Origin of the sequence: Psychrobacter glaciei, assembly GCF_014652895.1 — a bacterium.
Lineage (GTDB): Bacteria > Pseudomonadota > Gammaproteobacteria > Pseudomonadales > Moraxellaceae > Psychrobacter > Psychrobacter glaciei.
This window is the reverse complement of sequence record NZ_BMZR01000008.1, coordinates 68,951-87,296: the sequence shown is the minus strand read 5'-3', so window position 1 is coordinate 87,296 and position 18,346 is coordinate 68,951. Positions and strand designations below refer to the sequence as shown.

General features: G+C 43.9%; 15 protein-coding genes. 3 read left to right on the top strand and 12 right to left on the bottom strand.

Going from position 1 to position 18,346, the window contains the following annotated elements:
- Positions 1-263: 263 nt before the first annotated feature.
- The 4 genes from fusA to IE130_RS13185 all read right to left on the bottom strand — a co-directional run bounded on the left by fusA (position 264) and on the right by IE130_RS13185 (position 5,386).
- The gene (gene fusA / locus IE130_RS13200; RefSeq protein ID WP_189586785.1) at positions 264-2,390 is read right to left on the bottom strand and encodes an elongation factor G; all 2,127 of its coding nucleotides are present in this window, start codon (positions 2,388-2,390) and stop codon (positions 264-266) included.
- A gap of 363 nt (positions 2,391-2,753) precedes the next feature.
- Positions 2,754-3,227, bottom strand: a complete 474-nt coding sequence (gene rpsG, locus IE130_RS13195) for a 30S ribosomal protein S7 (protein WP_010200608.1) — start codon at positions 3,225-3,227, stop codon at positions 2,754-2,756.
- A 210-nt stretch (positions 3,228-3,437) separates the two neighbouring features.
- Positions 3,438-3,812: a 30S ribosomal protein S12 gene (rpsL, locus tag IE130_RS13190; RefSeq protein WP_010200611.1), complete on the bottom strand. Its 375-nt coding sequence runs from the start codon at positions 3,810-3,812 to the stop codon at positions 3,438-3,440.
- Positions 3,813-4,222: 410 nt separating this feature from the next.
- Positions 4,223-5,386 (bottom strand): EcsC family protein, encoded by a 1,164-nt coding sequence (locus IE130_RS13185; RefSeq protein ID WP_189586782.1) that lies wholly within the window; start codon positions 5,384-5,386, stop codon positions 4,223-4,225.
- A 592-nt stretch (positions 5,387-5,978) separates the two neighbouring features.
- Here IE130_RS13185 and IE130_RS13180 point away from each other — a divergent pair.
- Both IE130_RS13180 and IE130_RS13175 read left to right on the top strand, forming a co-directional pair.
- On the top strand, positions 5,979-7,214 hold the full coding sequence (locus IE130_RS13180) for a beta-ketoacyl-ACP synthase II (protein WP_189586779.1): 1,236 nt from the start codon (positions 5,979-5,981) through the stop codon (positions 7,212-7,214).
- Positions 7,215-7,217: 3 nt separating this feature from the next.
- Complete coding sequence (locus IE130_RS13175) at positions 7,218-8,891, top strand: anthranilate synthase component I family protein (protein WP_189586776.1); 1,674 nt, start codon at positions 7,218-7,220, stop codon at positions 8,889-8,891.
- A gap of 99 nt (positions 8,892-8,990) precedes the next feature.
- Here IE130_RS13175 and hisC read toward each other — a convergent pair whose 3' ends face one another.
- The 8 genes from hisC to IE130_RS13135 form a co-directional block, all read right to left on the bottom strand.
- Complete coding sequence (gene hisC, locus IE130_RS13170; RefSeq protein WP_189586773.1) at positions 8,991-10,124, bottom strand: histidinol-phosphate transaminase; 1,134 nt, start codon at positions 10,122-10,124, stop codon at positions 8,991-8,993.
- Between the two features lie 87 nt (positions 10,125-10,211).
- A complete protein-coding gene (gene hisD / locus IE130_RS13165) occupies positions 10,212-11,507 on the bottom strand; it encodes a histidinol dehydrogenase (protein WP_189586770.1) in 1,296 nt (431 codons plus the stop codon).
- 285 nt (positions 11,508-11,792) lie between these two features.
- The gene (gene hisG, locus IE130_RS13160) at positions 11,793-12,488 is read right to left on the bottom strand and encodes an ATP phosphoribosyltransferase (RefSeq protein WP_189586767.1); all 696 of its coding nucleotides are present in this window, start codon (positions 12,486-12,488) and stop codon (positions 11,793-11,795) included.
- Between the two features lie 84 nt (positions 12,489-12,572).
- Positions 12,573-13,841, bottom strand: coding sequence for a UDP-N-acetylglucosamine 1-carboxyvinyltransferase (murA, locus tag IE130_RS13155; RefSeq protein ID WP_189586764.1), 1,269 nt, complete (start codon positions 13,839-13,841; stop codon positions 12,573-12,575).
- A gap of 117 nt (positions 13,842-13,958) precedes the next feature.
- Positions 13,959-14,210, bottom strand: coding sequence for a BolA family protein (locus IE130_RS13150; protein ID WP_010200621.1), 252 nt, complete (start codon positions 14,208-14,210; stop codon positions 13,959-13,961).
- Between the two features lie 176 nt (positions 14,211-14,386).
- Positions 14,387-15,367 carry an alpha/beta hydrolase gene (locus tag IE130_RS13145; protein WP_189586761.1) on the bottom strand — a complete coding sequence of 327 codons (981 nt, stop codon included), beginning with the start codon at positions 15,365-15,367 and terminating at the stop codon, positions 14,387-14,389.
- 243 nt (positions 15,368-15,610) lie between these two features.
- Complete coding sequence (locus tag IE130_RS13140) at positions 15,611-16,465, bottom strand: BON domain-containing protein (RefSeq protein WP_189586758.1); 855 nt, start codon at positions 16,463-16,465, stop codon at positions 15,611-15,613.
- A 250-nt stretch (positions 16,466-16,715) separates the two neighbouring features.
- Positions 16,716-17,240 carry a YraN family protein gene (locus IE130_RS13135; RefSeq protein WP_189586755.1) on the bottom strand — a complete coding sequence of 175 codons (525 nt, stop codon included), beginning with the start codon at positions 17,238-17,240 and terminating at the stop codon, positions 16,716-16,718.
- 124 nt (positions 17,241-17,364) lie between these two features.
- Here IE130_RS13135 and rsmI point away from each other — a divergent pair, with 124 nt between their 5' ends.
- Positions 17,365-18,321, top strand: a complete 957-nt coding sequence (gene rsmI, locus IE130_RS13130) for a 16S rRNA (cytidine(1402)-2'-O)-methyltransferase (RefSeq protein WP_189586753.1) — start codon at positions 17,365-17,367, stop codon at positions 18,319-18,321.
- The last annotated feature ends 25 nt before the right edge of the window (positions 18,322-18,346 follow it).

The window sequence follows — 18,346 nt, the reverse complement described above, 5'->3', positions numbered from 1 at the left end:
TGACGTGTGGCTTGCTGCGTTCAAACTTGGCCTTTGCCATGGGTATTTCCTCTTTTTTTGGGGGCAGTGCTCAACTAGTATAAATACAATAATTGAGACAATCCTGACCACATTAAGATAATTGTTAAAAGGTCGCACATACTAATGTGCAGATATTATAAGAAAATCACGGCCAATAACAAGTCTTTTAACCAATTATTGACGTATTATTCAATGACAATATAGAGACCTGCCCTATATTGTCACCATTAAATAGACTTTACTTACTCGTCGCCATCTTTAGAGTTGAACTTAGAGATGATGTCAGCGGCTACTGATTTTGGAATCTCAGCGTACTTTTGGAATTCCATTGAGTACGTTGCACGGCCTTGAGACATTGAGCGCATTTGGGTAGCATAGCCAAACATTTCGGCTAATGGTACTTCTGCACGGATTTGCTTAGTGCCACCAGGCAGATCTTCCATACCTTGAACCATACCACGACGACGGTTTAAATCGCCCATGATGTCGCCCATGTAATCTTCAGGTGTCTCAACTTCAACTTTCATGACTGGCTCAAGTAGTGCAGGGTTTGCTGCCATGAAGCCTTTTTTGAAAGCGATAGAACCAGCCATTTTGAATGATAGCTCATCCGAGTCAACGTCATGATAAGAACCGTCATACAATGTCGCTTTTACGCCAACGATTGGATAGCCAGCAAGTACGCCATTTTTCATGCGCTCTTGAATACCTTTATCAACGGCACCGTGGAACTCTTTTGGTACCGTACCACCAACAACTTCTTCAGAGAATTCATAAAGAACGTCGCCAGCTGGATCCATAGGCTCAAGACGTAACCAAACGTGACCAAACTTACCACGACCACCCGTTTGACGTACGAATTTGCCTTCTTGTTCAACCGTCTCACGAATCGTCTCACGATAAGCAACCTGCGGCGCACCGATGTTGGCTTCAACGTTAAACTCACGCTTCATACGATCCACAAGAATCTCTAGATGCAGCTCACCCATACCACTGATGATAGTCTGACCAGATTCTTCGTCAGTGTGTACACGGAACGATGGATCTTCTTTAGCCAAACGACCTAAAGCGATTGACATTCTTTCTTGGTCAGCTTTGGTCTTAGGTTCAACCGCTAGGCTGATAACTGGATCTGGGAATTCCATGCGCTCAAGCGTGATAACATTGCTTTCGTCACATAGCGTATCACCAGTCGTTACATCTTTCATACCAACCAATGCAGCGATATCACCAGTACGGATTTCTTCAAGCTCTTCTTGCGTGTTTGCCATCATCTGTACGATACGGCCAACGCGCTCACGCTTCATTTTAACTGGGTTATAAACGCTGCCGCCTTGCTTGATAACACCTGAATAAACACGAACGAAGGTTAAGTTACCGACGAACTTATCATTCATGATTTTGAAAGCAAGTGCTGAGAATGGTGCGTCGTCTGATGCTTCACGAGTACCTTCGCTTTCTTCTTTGTCATCAAGAATACCACGAATAGCTGGTACATCTATTGGTGCAGGCAGATACTGAATAACCGCATCCAACATCTTCTGTACACCTTTGTTTTTAAAGGCAGTACCACAAAGTAGTGGAATGATTTCGTTATCGATAGTCAATTGACGGATAGCAGTGTTGATTTGATCTACTGTCAATTCGCCATTCTCAAGGTACTCATTCATGAGTTCTTCAGAAGCTTCAGCAGCGTTTTCTACCAAATACTCACGATATTCTTCTGCTTTTTCTTGAAGTTCTGTTGGGATTTCGCGCTCGTCATATTCCATACCTTGAGACGCTTCGTCCCAATAGATGGCTTTCATAGTCACAAGATCCACTACGCCTTCAAAGGCATCTTCTTTACCAATTGGAATAACCAATGGTACTGGCTTGCCGCCTAAGCGAGTTTTGATCTGATCGATAACACGATAAAAATCAGCACCAACGCGATCCATTTTGTTTACGAATGCAAGACGTGGAACTTTATATTTATTAGCCTGACGCCATACGGTCTCAGACTGTGGCTGAACGCCGCCTACTGCACAGTAAACCATGCAAGCGCCATCAAGTACACGCATAGAACGTTCAACTTCAATCGTGAAATCAACGTGACCTGGGGTGTCAATAATGTTGATACGATGTTCGTCAAACTGCTTAGCCATACCTGACCAGAAGCAAGTAGTCGCCGCTGAAGTAATAGTAATACCGCGCTCTTGTTCTTGCTCCATCCAATCCATGGTGGCTGCGCCATCATGAACTTCACCAATTTTATGACTAACACCGGTATAGAATAAGACACGCTCTGTCGTGGTCGTCTTACCAGCATCAATGTGCGCAGAAATGCCGATATTGCGATAGCGTTTTAGGGGAGTTTTACGAGCCATAGTGTTTTCCTAGGGAAATTCGTGTATATATTAATGTGTTGTATCTCTACCTCATACTCTATGACAAAGCAGTCAACTTCGTAATATTACTTACTGATTATTGGGCCTAATACGGACAAAAAAAGAGCAAATACTTAGAATATAGCGGCATCAAATTGGGGATGCTGTCTATGAAGAACAGTATCCTTTTCAGGACAGCATCTTGACAGATGTCCGCCATCCAGATTATGTGAGTATTTTATTATCTTACGATGAAAAAATGTCAATAACCTGATGAGGATGGCGGCAATCAATAGAATAAATAATTAACTAGCATAAACTATTGCTTTAAAACCACTCTTAACAAGTAGTCTAAAAAATAGTCTAGAAACGGTAGTGAGAGAACGCTTTGTTAGCATCTGCCATACGGTGAACTTCGTCACGCTTCTTCATAGCGTTGCCTTTGCCGTCAGCGGCATCATTCAATTCGCCAGCCAAACGCAAAGCCATTGATTTTTCAGAACGCTTAGCAGCAGCTTCAGCTAACCAACGCATAGCCAAGGCAGTACGACGGGAGGGGCGTACTTCCATTGGTACTTGATAGGTAGCACCACCAACACGGCGAGCTTTTACTTCTACCATTGGGCGTACATTCTCTAAAACTTCTTCAAAGAAAGATACTGGATCTTCGATTTTACGTTTTTCACTGACTGTCTCAAGGGCACCGTAAACGATACGCTCAGCAGTAGATTTTTTACCATGACTCATTACATGGTTGATGAATTTTGCAACAGTTTGGCTACCAAACTTAGGATCCGGTAGGATCTCACGGGTAGCAACGACGCGACGTCTTGGCATAATAAATTTCCTTGTCTTCAGGAGTGTCCAACATTCACAACATCATACTCGTCATCATAGGACATAGTAATGAGTTGTCAGTTAGCCTTACTGCATGGTGGTATGTTTAGGTGTAGCTAGCCAATATAAAGTAATTTATATTAACCAATACTACTGTTGACACCAAACCCATGCACAGTTATTGGGTGATGCAAATAAGCTAAGCTAATATTAAGCTTTAGGCTTCTTGGCACCATACTTAGAACGACCTTGTCTACGGTCTTTAACGCCTGCGCAATCTAGTGCACCGCGAACAGTGTGATAACGTACACCTGGTAGATCTTTTACACGACCACCGCGGATAAGAACAACACTGTGCTCTTGTAGGTTATGACCTTCGCCGCCAATGTAGCTTGATACTTCATAGCCTGAAGTCAAACGTACACGACATACTTTACGCATGGCTGAGTTAGGTTTTTTAGGCGTGGTAGTATATACACGAGTACATACACCGCGACGTTGTGGGCACGCTTGCAACGCAGGAACTTTTGACTTTTCCTTGATGGTTTTGCGACCCTTGCGAATCAATTGGTTAGTTGTTGCCATAAGGCATCCTTCTCCCGTTTGGTATAAAACAAAAAAATGGGGAAATGCACCATCGATCTGACGCAATTCGCAGATTTCGGCACACCCATTTTTAGGACAGTATATTATAAAGAGTTGTTGCTGCTAATTCAACCACTTATGAGTTGTTTTACTTTACAACATTCGATATATATGCATTAAGCCTACCACTATAACACTTTATCTGTTCTGCACTGAAAAATAGCTGAAAAACAAGACGTTAAATATGGTGGTGTTGGCAGACTTACATACTATGAACACAAGCATTATCAATAAAAGGTGTTTAGAGATAAATGCCTGGCAGTTCGTGACGATTAAATGGCGATATTATCTTACTTTTCAAGACAGCTAAGACAATATCGCTACATTTAAATATGGACGGTTGTTTCAATTTACTTATTTTGCTTATCTACTGCTTTGTCTGTGCTTTTTGATTTGCTGTCTGACGATTTGTTTGAGTTGTCTTTTTTGCTCTCTTTGTCTTTTGGGTCTTTGCGCTCATCGTTGCTTTTATCATCAGCATTTTTGCTATCAGTACTTTTATCAGTACTTTTATCAGCACCTTTCTCATCATTGCTGGCGGTTTTGCTCACCTCTTCCTCGCTACCGCTATCATCGGTAATCGCACGATTGGCAAGTTTGGCTTCTGGGGCAAAAGTCGCTTGCGCCACACCGATCACTTCGTCAATGAGTTGGCTGTTATAACGCATGCCTACCACTACCGCAGTGCCTGGTAAAAAACGACGTATCCATGATAAATTAATCTGATCAAGATCGATACCTACCTGACTGGCAATATTGTCTACTTGTTCAGCATAGAAATTCACATTTTTGTTTTTAAGGCCTAGGTTTTTAAGCTCACTATGCAGACCATTGCTTTGCGCGTTGTCCAGCAAGCCTTTACCGATACCAATACCAGCAAGCAGCGCTTGTTTTTCTTGCATCTTACTTAGGTCAGCATTGGCAAGCAGCTCATATGCCATCTTGACGCCTTGCTTGCCTGTCAACGGCTTATTATAAACCGCAGCCAATTGATAAACAGTACGCAAAGACACCAGCAATAACCATAAAGTATCAGCCAGCAAACCTGGTAATCCAGCCAAGCCCGTTAAGCCACCAATCGTAGCAAGCGCACGGTTTTGATTGGCAATATCGGTCGCCAGTGCATAACGCTCTTCATCGTCTAAACTTGCAACGTTGGCAAAACGATGCTCATTGGGCAGGTCAATTTGACTCCAAGTAGCGGCGAGCTTAGCAATTTGCGCAAAAGCGCCATCAACTGTCGATTGAAATAGGCTATTCGGCACTACTTTTTTGGCATACTTACCATAGGTGGCAAAACGAGTGCCTAATAATTGCTGAGTCGCCTTTAGAGTTTGTTCACGAAATAAATCTTGCTGATAGTCTTCATCACCTAAATCTACCGCTTTGTAATGACTCGGTTTACCCGTCTTTGCATTCATGCTATCAATCGCTGCACCCATACGTTCTAGGTTGTTGCGAGCAAAATAGCCAATAGTATTGATACCCTTAGAGAGAGTGCTACGCTTTGCCATCGTTATGTCCTTAATATGATGATTGGTCATTTTTTATAGTAGTAATGAATGGGTCATTTTAGCCAATGAGGCAAACAGCTGTCAGTGCGAACAATGTTATCGCGCTCACAAATTTTGTATCTAAAAGTACAGCTTATTCGTAGTTATCGACCTTTTCCTGCGTCTCTGCCCTACTTTTATCTGTATAAAAATAGCGGTATCTTAACGGCTAAAACCACGATTATCATATCGCAAAAAAGTCTGTCATGGCTACTTTTAACCGCAATCAATGTTTTGTGGTTATTTTGCACTTATCCAAAGATTTTGAATCCTTGATACGTTATCATATGACATAGGCTAAGGCATTAGCTGGCGATCATGTATTTGGTTCTATGATGATAAAAACAATCACTTTAAAGAAACCTTTAGAAGTTAAGTAGCCTTTAAAAGTTAAAAACTTTTTAGAGTTAACATTATTTAATTGTCTAGACTACCTTTAACCAGCTGCTGCTATCACAAAACAGCCATGCCAACCGCTACATAATAGAATGATGGACTCAAAAGCGATTATTAAAGGTAATTATCAAAAATCGTTATTAATAAGGAATAGAATATGCGCCGCGTTGTTATCACTGGAGCAGGGATTGTCTCTTGTATCGGACATGACTTAGCCACGGTTACTGCCGCTCTTAAGCAAGGGCAGTCTGGCATTACATTTAATGACTCTTATGCTGAACATGAATTTAAATCACACATTAGTGGCAGTATCGATAAAGCAGAACTCGACACCTCCGCTATAGATCGTAAGTTAAAGCGCTTCTTTAGTGATGCCAGCCTTTATGCATATGTCAGCGCCCTAAATGCGATTGAGCACGCTGGCTTATCGCTTGAGACTATCAATAGCAATCCACGAGTGGGCGTCGTAGCCAGCTCGGGCGGCGCATCGACAGAAAATATCGTCAATGCCATAGATGCGATGCGTGAAAAAGGTCTGCGCGGTGTCGGTGCGATGGCAGTACCAAAAACCATGGGCAGCTCGGTATCCGCCGCATTAGCCACTGGTCTAAAAATTCAAGGAGTGTCCTACTCTCTTGCCTCTGCTTGCGCGACGTCAACGCATTGTATCGGTCATGCCGCTGAGCTTATTCAGTTAGGCAAAGCCGATATCGTCCTCGCTGGTGGTAGTGAAGCGGAACACTGGACGCAGTCTTGTATGTTTGATGCGATGGGCGCAGTTAGTACTCAGTATAATGACACGCCAAAACTTGCCTCAAGAGCTTATGACAAAGACCGTGATGGTTTTGTGATTGCTGCTGGTGGCGCGATGGTTGTTGTAGAAAGCCTAGAACATGCTCAAGCACGCGATGCCAATATATTGGCTGAAATCGTCGGCTACGGTGCCAGCTCTGATGGTGCAGAAATGGTCGCACCAAGCGGTGAAGGCGCTGTACGCTGTATGCAGCAAGCACTAGCCGAAGCTGGTCTAGAAAGCGTCGATTATATCAACAGCCACGGTACGAGTACGCCACTAGGTGATATCACTGAGCTTAAAGCGATTGCTAAAGTATTTGATAATGATCTCAGCAAAGTACCGCCTATCAGCTCGACCAAGTCAATGACCGGTCATAGCTTGGGTGCCGTCGGTGCGCAAGAATTAATCTATTGCCTATTGATGCTACAAGAAGGCTTTATCGCGCCAAGTATTAATGTTGAAAACTTAGACCCTGCGGCTGAAGGCTTTGATATCGTCACCGAAAAACGTGATGCCAATCTTGAAACCTTGATGAGTAATAGCTTTGGCTTTGGTGGTACGAATGCTACCTTAATTATCAAAAAGTTTGACGCGTAAACTATGCCCGCAGAAAATCATAAGAATACTGAGCAGACAGTTTCTGCCCTATCGCCAGCTACTCAACCTAGCTGGCGTTTTGGTGAGCTAACGGCTGCCGAATTAATACCACAACTGCAAAGTTATCTAATAGCAAAAGATACTGAAGCCAACTGGCAATTGGTTTGGCTAAATAATGATGACCGACCAGTGATTGGTTTGCTCCCTAAAGTAAGCTGGTCCGTCCACTATGATGCTACCAATAATAAGCCAACTGACGATCCGTCAGGCGCTTATAAAGTTATTAAAAATTGCCGTGGTTCTTGTCTTGATGATAGCCCTACGTCAACAACGACATATATGAGCTATGCTAAATGGCAGGATGAATTAATTGCTTATAGCCAAGCTTGTGAGAATGCTAATAAAGACTCAAAGCCAGCAAGCGATGTAAATGAGAAGCCAAGTTATCATCATGGTCTGATAGGCTTTATCGGTTATGATATTGCTGCTCATGAGCTCAGCCCAGCTGCAAATATCGAGCTAGCAGCGCAGCCTTGTGCGGTATTAGGTCATTACGATATCTACCTAACCCCGTCTGATAAAGAAAATGGCTGGAGACTAAATACACTAGGTTTAAATACTGATAGCGAGGCAATAGACGCAATACTATCAACGCTTATATCGTATTTAGACATGCTAGACCATGAATTATTCAATAGAAAAAAACCCTCTAATGACAGTGCATCATCGTTAGCGCCCTTAATATTGAACGAGCGCTGGCATAAAAATGATTATCAAAGGGCTTTTGCAAAAACCCAAGATTATCTACAGCAGGGCGACTGCTATCAAATCAATCTGACCCAAGAATGGCAAGGTTCTTTTGATAACAACCTCAACGATGATGGCATTTTACCGATGCTTATTGATTATTTACCTGCCCTACATCGGAATACAAAAGCTCCCTTTGCAGGGTACTTAGCCGCTAATCACTTTAACCAGAACATCAAAGACCATACGTCATTGCATCCGTTCGAATTATTGAGCTGCTCACCTGAGTTATTTTTTACTTTTACAAAAGACACTAACACCGGCAAACATCATATTCGCACCAAACCGATCAAAGGAACGATGCCGCGCGGATTGAATACTGCACAAGATAATGCTTATAAACAGCAACTGATCGATAGTGAAAAAGATCGTGCCGAAAACGTCATGATCGTTGATTTATTGCGCAATGATTTGGGTAAATATGCCAAAACTGGTAGCGTAAAAGTGCCGCAGTTATTTGCGATTGAGACCTTTAGCAATGTGCATCATATGGTTAGTACCATCACGGCTGAGTTAAAGCCAGATACGCATCCATTAGCCGTATTATTTGGCAGCTTGCCTGCTGGCTCTATTACCGGCACACCAAAAAAGCGGGCGGTTGAGATTATATCTGAACTGGAAACTGCACCACGTGGTGCTTATTGCGGTACCATGGGCTATATGAACTTTGATGGTAGTGGTCAATGGAATGTACTCATTCGTACCCTGCAAGCAAATGAATCGTTGATCGGCGCTAGAGAAGTCAGTTTATGGGCAGGCGGTGGTATTACTGTCGCTTCTGATTGTGATGCAGAATATCAAGAATGTCTCGATAAGGTAGGTAATCTGTTAAGTGTCTTAAGTCAAGAACATCTCTATAAACACACTTAAGCGTCATTCAAAAAGGCGACTAAAAAATCCTGCTAACGTTATGTTGAGCAGGATTTTTTATTACTACAATTTCAAACCATCAAAACCGCGAACGAGATATTAATCAGCAACGATTTCAGCCTTTTTCTGCAATGCTTGCAAAGCATCGATTAAACGGTTGTTTTGCTCAGCCGTACCGGTCGTAATACGTAGGTACTCACTGATGCGGGGTTTGTCAAAATGACGGACGATGATGCCTTGCTCTCGTAACGCATTCGCTACCGCACTCGCATTACCCTCTTTTGGACGCACAAATACAAAGTTGGCATGTGACGGCAGCACTTGATAATCCAATGCCACTAAGTCTGCTGTTAGTGACTCACGCAGGTCAATAACCTGCTGACGCGTCTGCTCAAAATATTCAGTATCTAAGACACTGGCCGTCGCCCCAGCTTGCGCCAGTTTATCGAGTGGATAGCTATTAAAGCTATTCTTCATGCGTGTCAGTGCTTCGATTAATGAGATATTTCCAAAGGCCATACCGACGCGTAAACCCGCGAGTGAGCGTGATTTCGAAAAGGTTTGCGTCACAAGAATGTTGTCAAACTCATTGATTAAGCTCACTGCTGAAACTTCTGAATCTGAGCTGCCATCAGCTGCCCCAGCAAAATCAATATACGCCTCATCAATCACAATCACTGCATTAGTGTGCTCGCCCGCCAGCTTACGAATGTCATCAAGCGATAATAATAAACCGGTTGGCGCATTAGGATTGGCAATGATGATACCACTGCAAGGCTGACGATATGCATCAGGGTCGATACTAAAATCCTCTTCTAGCGCAATTTGTATCAAATCGATACCAAAAGTCTGCGCATATACAGGGTAAAAACTATAGCTGATATCAGGGGCTAACACAGGACGCTCTTTTAGGAAAAAACTGGCAAAAACGAGCGCCAACACCTCGTCTGAACCGTTACCGACAAAGACTTGGTTTGCTTCAATACTATAAAGCTGTGCCAATGCGGCACGCAAATCATCAGATTCGGGCGCAGGATACAAGCGTAAATCATCCGCTTGCTGCTCTAAAACCTTTGCGATTGCCTCCCCTACTTTCGGTGAGGGTGGGAATGGGTTTTCATTGGTATTTAATTTACATAAATTGTCGTGTTGCGGCTGCTCACCAGGGACATAAGGTGACAAGTTACGTGCTTTAGATGACCAAAGTCTGGTATCTATCTTTGACTCACTCATAAATTATCCTAAAATTAGCCACGAAGACTATTAAAAGTAAATGTCTAAAAAAATGTCAAAAACAACTCTTAAACCATCCAAGCTATCTTACTGATAACGATAGCGAGCTGAACGTGCATGGGCTTCTAAGTCCTCACGCTGCGCTAAAATATCTGCCGTTTCAGCCAATGGCTTGCTGCCTGCTTCACTACAATAAATAATTGAAGACTTCTTTTGGAAATCATAAACGCCGAGTGGCGAAGAAAAACGTGCGGTGCCAGATGTTGGCAACACATGATTGGGCCCTGCGCAATAGTCACCAATCGCTTCAGGCGTGTGACGTCCCATGAAAATAGCCCCAGCATGACGAATGTCACTTAATAGCGCATCAGGATTATCAACAGACAACTCTAAATGCTCAGGGGCAATACGATTAATGAGCGCCAACCCTTCAGCTCTATCTTTTACTAGTATCAACGCACCACGGTTTTTTAGCGAATCACGAGCGATATCAGCTTTTGGTAATTCTGCCAGTGCTTTTTCAATTTCAGCGGCCACTTCTGCGAGCTGCTGTTCACTGGTCGTGACAAAGATGGCTTGGGCGATACGGTCATGCTCAGCTTGTGACAATAAATCCATCGCTAGCCAATCAGCGCGATCTTGCGCCTCGCCCTCTGCGTACACCAATACTTCAGAAGGACCAGCAATCATATCGATACCAACTTGCCCAAATACCGCACGCTTCGCCGCTGCCACGTACTTGTTACCAGGTCCGGTGATTTTATCTACCGCTGGAATCGTTTCAGTACCGTACGCCAATGCCGCCACTGCTTGCGCACCGCCGATGGTAAAGACACGGTCAACTTGTGCCAAATGTGCTGCTGCCAATACCAATGGATTGAGTATACCTTTAGGCGCAGGTACCACCATGATCACTTCATTAACACCAGCTACTTTGGCAGGAATAGCATTCATCAATACAGAGGATGGGTAAGACGCCAGACCACCGGGTACATAGATACCGACGCGATCAAGTGGCGTGACTTTTTGACCTAAACGATTGCCCAGCTCATCTTCGTATTGCCAAGTTTCTTGTACTTGGCGCTCATGGAAGGTCTGTACCCGTGTCGCTGCCGTCGTCAATGCTGTTTTTACTTTTTCATCAAGATTGGCAAACGCCTCAGCAAGTGATTCTTTAGAGAGCTCGAGCTCTTGCATTGTCGTCGCTGGATGCTGGTCAAACTGCTGGGTTAACGCCAATACGACGCTATCGCCATCGTGGCGCACTCGGGCGATGATATCATCAACGGTTTTTAGTAAATCGGCATCATTGACCGTTTCAAAAGCAAGCAACTGTGTCAATTCACTATCAAAACTGGCATCTTGGGTACTTAACTGGCGCATGACCTCATCCTATGTCTGGGCATAAAATACTGCTAAAAAATAAACGATGGAAAAATAAAGCCAATGGTATAAATGTGGCAAAAGCTTTCGTCAGCTTATCTATAATTATTTTATTCAGATTATACTGAACACTTACTATTTGACAAGCCAACACAATAAAACCAGTTTAGCATGCTATGTCTATCATAGAGCGCTAAACTGGTTTAAAAATCTGCATGACCATGCTTTATATTATCAATACATACTTCATATTATCGATGATAGGCATCTTTATGCATTTCTGTTTTATGAGTTGCTAGCAACGCTGTCTTTAAAGCTATCCAAGATCGGCTCAAGTAGCGCAAATTTGCGCTTGTAGCTGACCTGATTGACAATCAAACGTGATGACACATCACAAATATGATCGAGAGCTTCCAGACCATTGGCGCGCAAGGTATTACCTGTATCGACCACATCGACGATTAAATCACCCAAACCGACTAATGGGGCAAGCTCCATCGAACCGTATAGCTTAATGACATCGACTTGCTGACCTTGACTGGCAAAGTAAGCACGGGCAACATTGACATACTTGGTGGCGATACGTAGGCGGCGATTGGGCAGTGGCGCATCTTTTACGCCAGCGGTCATCAGCTTGCATTGAGCAATTTTCAAATCAAGCAACTCATAGACATGATTGGCACCATGCTCTAGCAACACATCCTTGCCCGCTACCCCAAAGTCAGCAGCACCGTGTTCAACGTAGGTTGGTACATCGCTGGCACGCAGAATCAAAACACGTACATTAGGATTTGAGGTCGGGAAAATAAGTTTGCGTGAGGCTTCAGGATCTTCTAGCAACTCAACACCAGCTGCGCGTAGCAATGGCATGGTCTCTTCTAGAATACGGCCTTTTGATAAGGCCAGTGTTAAGCCTGAAAACTCATCATTTACTTCGTTTAATAAACCATTACTCGGTAGATTGTTGCTTGCTTCAGTCATAATGACATCGTGTCCATGTACAGTGAGTATCCTCACTAAAGAGGATTTTTTAATTTATAACACCAATCAAGCTTAATCGCTGGTTTAATCGTTGGTATTGATACGTTCGATATTAACCCCAAGCGCACGCAGTTTTTCTTCAACATGCTCATAGCCACGATCGATATGATAAATACGGTCGATTAAGCTTTCACCTTCAGCAGTCGCCGCCGCCATCACCAATGACATAGACGCACGTAGATCAGTCGCCATGACAGGGGCAGCCGTGAAGTTTTCGACGCCTTTAACCACAGCAGTATGACCATCTACTTGAATAGATGCGCCTAAACGATTGAGCTCAGGCACATGCATATAGCGGTTTTCAAAGATATTTTCGATGAAAGTACTGGTGCCATTCGCTAAGCAGGCAATCGCCATGACTTGCGCTTGCATGTCGGTGGGAAAGCCAGGGTGTGGCTGGGTACGGATATCAACAGGCAGTGGACGACCCTTCATTTGGGCGCGAATCCAATCATCGCCACTGGTAATCACCGCCCCCATGTCTTCGAATTTCTCTAGCACAGGCGTTAATAATAGTGCAGAAGTGTTTTTGGTCAATACATCGCCGCGAGTCATCAACGCGCCAGCAAGGTAAGAGCCAGTTTCGATACGATCCGGCACCACTGAATACTCACAACCGTGCAAGCGTTCAACGCCTTCGATGGTCATGATCGAGGTACCAATACCGCTTATTTTGGCACCCATCGCGACCAACATATTAGCCAAATCAACCACTTCTGGCTCAAGCGCACAGTTGCCAAGAACAGTCGTGCCTTTGGCTAAAGCCGCTGCCATAATGACGTTTTCAGTACCGCCAACGGTCACCATGTCAAAAGAGTAGTTACAGCCAATCAGCTTGCCACCTTTTGGCGCTTGTGCTTTTACATAGCCATTCTCGACACTAATCTCAGCACCCATCGCCTCAAAGGCTTTTAGATGTTGGTCGACAGGACGTGACCCAATCGCACAGCCGCCGGGCAATGAGACTTCTGCCTCGCCAAAACGTGCCAGCAATGGCCCAAGGACTAAAATCGAGGCACGCATGGTCTTTACCAAATCATACGGTGCATAGAAGTTATCGATATTCTTGGTATCACAGGTAACGGTATCGTCCTGCTTTTGGATTTTGATACCCATGCCACCGATCAATTCAATCAACGTCCGCACATCTTGTAATGAGGGCACATTGTGCAATGTCGTTGGGGTCTCGGCCAATATCATAGCTGCCAGTAATGGCAAAGCAGCATTTTTGGCGCCTGAGATAGTAACTTCCCCTGCGATACGACTACTACCAGTGATTAAAAATTGATCCATAGAAGTGACAACCTAGCGATGAGTATTAAAAATAGTGAAAATCAGACTTATCGAACCAATCATTGTAATAATCGTTAAAACAATCCGTTCTGTGCAAGCCAATCGTATATAAAAAATTTAACCTTTTGACTGAACATCCCATTCAGCAGGCGTCAGCGCTTGAATATTGAGCGCATGAATATCACCACTGGCAATCTTGTCATTGACTAGCGCATAGATCGCTTGCTGACGTTGGACGGCGCGTTTGCCCTCAAAACTGGCATCAACCACGCGTACATCAAACTTATTACCTTGATTGGCAGCTTGAATAAAAGCGTCTGGGAAGTGAGTCTGTAAAAATGCAATCAAATCGTCAGCGTTCATGCTCATAAAATATTCTGCCTTAAAGTTTCAGATAGGGTATAGAGGTAAAGTGACGACATTATAACAAGAGTTGAAGCATCTTACAGTACTGTCTTACGCAACTGCGCCTAAGCGATTAAACCAGCACTAACAACACGGTTAAATGCCAAATATTTAAATAGGCGCAGTATTAGCAGACCTGACTATTTAAGCTTTTTATCCAAGTACGTTAATACTTGCGCACGCACATCATTGACCCATCGTAGCGGCGGTGCCATCGCACCGATACTGGTGGCATGGCTAGCCCCTTTGATTTCACCGTTTTCCACAGTAACACCGGCTTCTTGCAGCGCTTTGGTCATTTTAATCGTATTGGTTGCATACACCACTTTGTCTTTTTCGGCAGTCAGCAATAGATAAGGGGGCTGCTCACCTTTGATTTGACGATCTGGCATTACCTCGTCTGGCGTGGCATCAGCAGCAAAGGCTGTTGCGCTGTCAAATTTACGAAAGTCATAACTATAAGGACCAGCAATACCGACCACCGCTTTAATGTCTTTTGGCTTAACACCATAAGGCGCTAAAAAATCCTCATTGGCAACAGCAGCAACCGCATTGAATGCACCAGCAGAATGTCCGACCACCGCCAAGCGCTTTGGATCGGCATGCAGACTGGTTGCATTGTCGATGCTCCAAGCAATCGCTTGTGCCGCATCTTCGACATAATCAGGATACACATGTTCAGGTGCTTTGCGATAATTAATCACGGCGGTGACATAGCCTGCCTGCGCCAAGCTTTGACCGACAAAGGCGTACTGTTCTTTATTACCACTCTCCCACGACCCACCATGGACAAAAACCACCATTGGATAACTGTCGTTGATAGCGCTCTGGGCTTTCATCGCTTGTGCCAATGGCTTGGGATAATAAATATCTAAGTCTTGCGATGGCTCATCACCATATAGAATGTTTTTACTGACGCCAACACCGCCACTTGACGTAATACCATTGACTACAGCAAGTGGTGACAAAGCTTGTGCATTTTGCGCAGCGAGTGCAATGCCGCCTATCGCCAATGCAGCAGTAACCCCTGCCCCTGAGAGTTTGAGCGTGCGGGTTTTAATATTTGGTTGTTCGGTATTGCGTGAATCAATAGCTGGAGAGCGTGTGTTTGAATCCTTCATAGCCAGTATTCCTATTATATTTATTTTCAATCAACAGTGGATTGCCTTATAACAGCCGTATGGGTTCTGTACTTGATTCACCTTAAAACATAACGACGTTTTATGATGAATGAGCCTCACGCTGTCACAGTTGTTTTTTACTTTTTATATCTTACTGGCTGGCTGAAGCATTATCGTGCTTTTACTGTTGCCACTGTTTAGGATTATTGTGATTACTTAACAGTGCGCTTATTGATTAAATACTTATTGACCCTGATAAAGATCAATATAAGGGCTGGATGACGGCTGATTAACCGACTCCCCTTCCTCTGTTATGACAATAGGTGTCGCAGTACTAGTAGCATTAGGCGTCACAGTGTTGTTTACATTAGAGTTAGAGTTAGACGCTACATTAGAGTCAATAGCAGGCACCATCGTAGGATTGGCCAAATTATTTTCATACATAATATCGTCTTCAGCCAACTTCACCCCTCTATCATCGACGACGGTGGTCAGCAATACCAGCTCTGTTATACCGATTGTGTCGTTAGCGATATCAATCAAATGGCTTTGTTGGGTAGGCGTCATGCGCCCCATAATATAGACCACACCATTATCAGTCACCGCTTTGATTTGTGAGGCTTTGACACCGTCATTCGCTGCGACTTTTGCCAATAGCTTTGAGGTGATATAACCATCGTGAACGGTTGAGCTATAACCCTTAGAGGCACTAACATTCAGCTCGTTGTAGACACGGCGCACATCTGGCATGGAGCTGACAACTTTTTCGACTTCTGCTTTGATTGCCTCAGTTGGTACTTCGCCTGTCAATAACACTTCACTGTTAAAACTATCAATACCCATACGGCTGCTTTGCTGTAGGTCTTCTTTGAGCCCATAGACATTGATTTTGACCGTATGCTCAATACTGCGATCGAGCAGACGCTGTGGAATCGTACGCTCAGTCATTGGCACGCCATAGGTGCCCTCAGTACTATTGGTCAGATAATTGGTGCTACAACCTGTACTGACGAGAACGAGACCAGTCATTAGCATAACGCCTATCGCTGTGCGACGTGATGAACCAAAAATAGCAGTGCGCAAATGCATCCGTGTCATTATTTACCTCTTAAAGCATGATGGTGACGATTATATGAGATCAATTGGTTTAGCCGTTTTAACTGAGTAAATATCAAATATCAAAATAAGAATTATCGACTGAGTAATCGCTAACGTCGTTGTTTCTACGACTAGCCATTTTCTTTCAATCACTTTACTTAATTTTTACGGTGGGCGGTTAGGTTTTTGGTAACGATAACATGGGGTCGTACTTTCTTTGCCTGTTTGGTAACGCAGTCAAAACGCACCATTACCATGCGCTGGTTATAAAAGCGCCTTTTAACCATTCTGTCTGACTCTTCGATTTATTCGTAAAATCCCTGTTATTTTTATCCGTATTATTTGCAGCATTGCTGTGAGTATTAATTTTATTCGTATCATAAGCAATCACATCAAAGCGGCACTCATAGTGACTATACTCAGGGTGCGCTTGTAAAAAATAACGAGCCGTCTTTATAACTTTACGTTGTTTGCTTGCCGTGACGCTAAGCGCAGCATCACCAAAACCTGAATGCTGGCGCTGACGTACTTCAATAAATACCAGCGTCGACCACGCCTGCCCCGTCTCTAGCATTATTAAATCTAACTCACCAACTTTAGGCTGCTGCCAGTTTTGTGCAATCAGCTGTAATCCTTGCGCTTGTAAAAACTCACACGCTCGTTGTTCAAAGCGGCTGCCTTGGCGCTGTTTTGGTGAAGTAAGGGTCAAAGGTTTATGATCTGCCATAACGTCCATGGGTCTGGTCAACATTTCATAATTATCATAGCACAACATGCTAAACTAACCACTTTTGCGCCCTTTTGTCATTATTGATTGTTCACTATTTACCTGAACGATATATGATAATTGCCAGCGCCACCTTATTTTTTAATTCCAGTTTTTAATACTTCGAGGTTTTATGTCTACCCCTACTGCGATGCCAGCTTGCCTATATATCGTTGCCACGCCGATTGGCAATCTTACCGATATGACACCGCATGCGGTTGATATCTTAAAGCAAGTCGCTATCATTGCCTGCGAAGACACCCGCACTTCGGGTAAGCTGTTGTCGCATTTTGGCATCGACACTAAAGATAACAAAAGCAGTAAAACGGACGATACCAAAGCGCCAGCCACTCATAATAACTTGGATGATTCTGAGGCTGTAGGTAAGCAAAAAGGACACAATAAGCTTTGGGCGTACCATGAGCACAATAGCGCCATTCAAACGCCTAAAATTATTGAGATGATTCAGCAAGGTCATTCGGTCGCCTTAATCAGTGATGCCGGTACGCCGCTGGTTAGTGACCCTGGATATCAATTGGTGCAAGCTGCCCATGCTGCTGGGGTTACTGTGTCGCCTATCGTTGGCGCTTCTGCGGCGATTGCGGCATTGTCTGTAGCGGGATTACCGTCAGACCGTTTTAGCTTTATTGGTTTTTTACCAGCGAAAACCCATGGTCGCCAAAAACAACTGAGTGCCCTCACCTCGCGTACCGAAACATTGATATTTTATGAAGCACCGCATCGTATTATTACCAGCTTAGAAGATATGGCGACGATATTTGGCGCAGATCGCGACGTGGCTTTTTGCCGCGAATTGACCAAAACCTTTGAAACCGTCCGTAAGAGTACACTAGGCGATTTGGTTGAGTTTGTCAAAGCAGATGATAATCAGCAGCGTGGCGAAATAGTCGTGGTGGTCGCTGGCGTTGATGCGGCACAAGATACTGACGATATCAGCATCCATGACAAATTATTGCAAAGATTGTTAGAGGATTTATCGGTCAAAAAAGCCGCTGCATTGGCGTCCGATATCACGGGTGTCAAAAAGAATGCCCTCTATCAGCGTTTGCTTGAGCTACAAGCCGAATGACTTTCCACTATAAAAGATAGGCGTT

Bases quoted from the DNA above. Each gene is read 5' to 3' on its own strand.
- fusA (WP_189586785.1), bottom strand. From the start codon at position 2,390: ATGGCTCGTAAAACTCCCCTAAAACGCTATCGCAATATCGGCATTTCT.
- rpsG (WP_010200608.1), bottom strand. From the start codon at position 3,227: ATGCCAAGACGTCGCGTCGTTGCTACCCGTGAGATCCTACCGGATCCT.
- rpsL (WP_010200611.1), bottom strand. From the start codon at position 3,812: ATGGCAACAACTAACCAATTGATTCGCAAGGGTCGCAAAACCATCAAG.
- IE130_RS13185 (WP_189586782.1), bottom strand. From the start codon at position 5,386: ATGGCAAAGCGTAGCACTCTCTCTAAGGGTATCAATACTATTGGCTAT.
- IE130_RS13180 (WP_189586779.1), top strand. From the start codon at position 5,979: ATGCGCCGCGTTGTTATCACTGGAGCAGGGATTGTCTCTTGTATCGGA.
- IE130_RS13175 (WP_189586776.1), top strand. From the start codon at position 7,218: ATGCCCGCAGAAAATCATAAGAATACTGAGCAGACAGTTTCTGCCCTA.
- hisC (WP_189586773.1), bottom strand. From the start codon at position 10,124: ATGAGTGAGTCAAAGATAGATACCAGACTTTGGTCATCTAAAGCACGT.
- hisD (WP_189586770.1), bottom strand. From the start codon at position 11,507: ATGCGCCAGTTAAGTACCCAAGATGCCAGTTTTGATAGTGAATTGACA.
- hisG (WP_189586767.1), bottom strand. From the start codon at position 12,488: ATGACTGAAGCAAGCAACAATCTACCGAGTAATGGTTTATTAAACGAA.
- murA (WP_189586764.1), bottom strand. From the start codon at position 13,841: ATGGATCAATTTTTAATCACTGGTAGTAGTCGTATCGCAGGGGAAGTT.
- IE130_RS13150 (WP_010200621.1), bottom strand. From the start codon at position 14,210: ATGAGCATGAACGCTGACGATTTGATTGCATTTTTACAGACTCACTTC.
- IE130_RS13145 (WP_189586761.1), bottom strand. From the start codon at position 15,367: ATGAAGGATTCAAACACACGCTCTCCAGCTATTGATTCACGCAATACC.
- IE130_RS13140 (WP_189586758.1), bottom strand. From the start codon at position 16,465: ATGACACGGATGCATTTGCGCACTGCTATTTTTGGTTCATCACGTCGC.
- IE130_RS13135 (WP_189586755.1), bottom strand. From the start codon at position 17,240: ATGTTGTGCTATGATAATTATGAAATGTTGACCAGACCCATGGACGTT.
- rsmI (WP_189586753.1), top strand. From the start codon at position 17,365: ATGTCTACCCCTACTGCGATGCCAGCTTGCCTATATATCGTTGCCACG.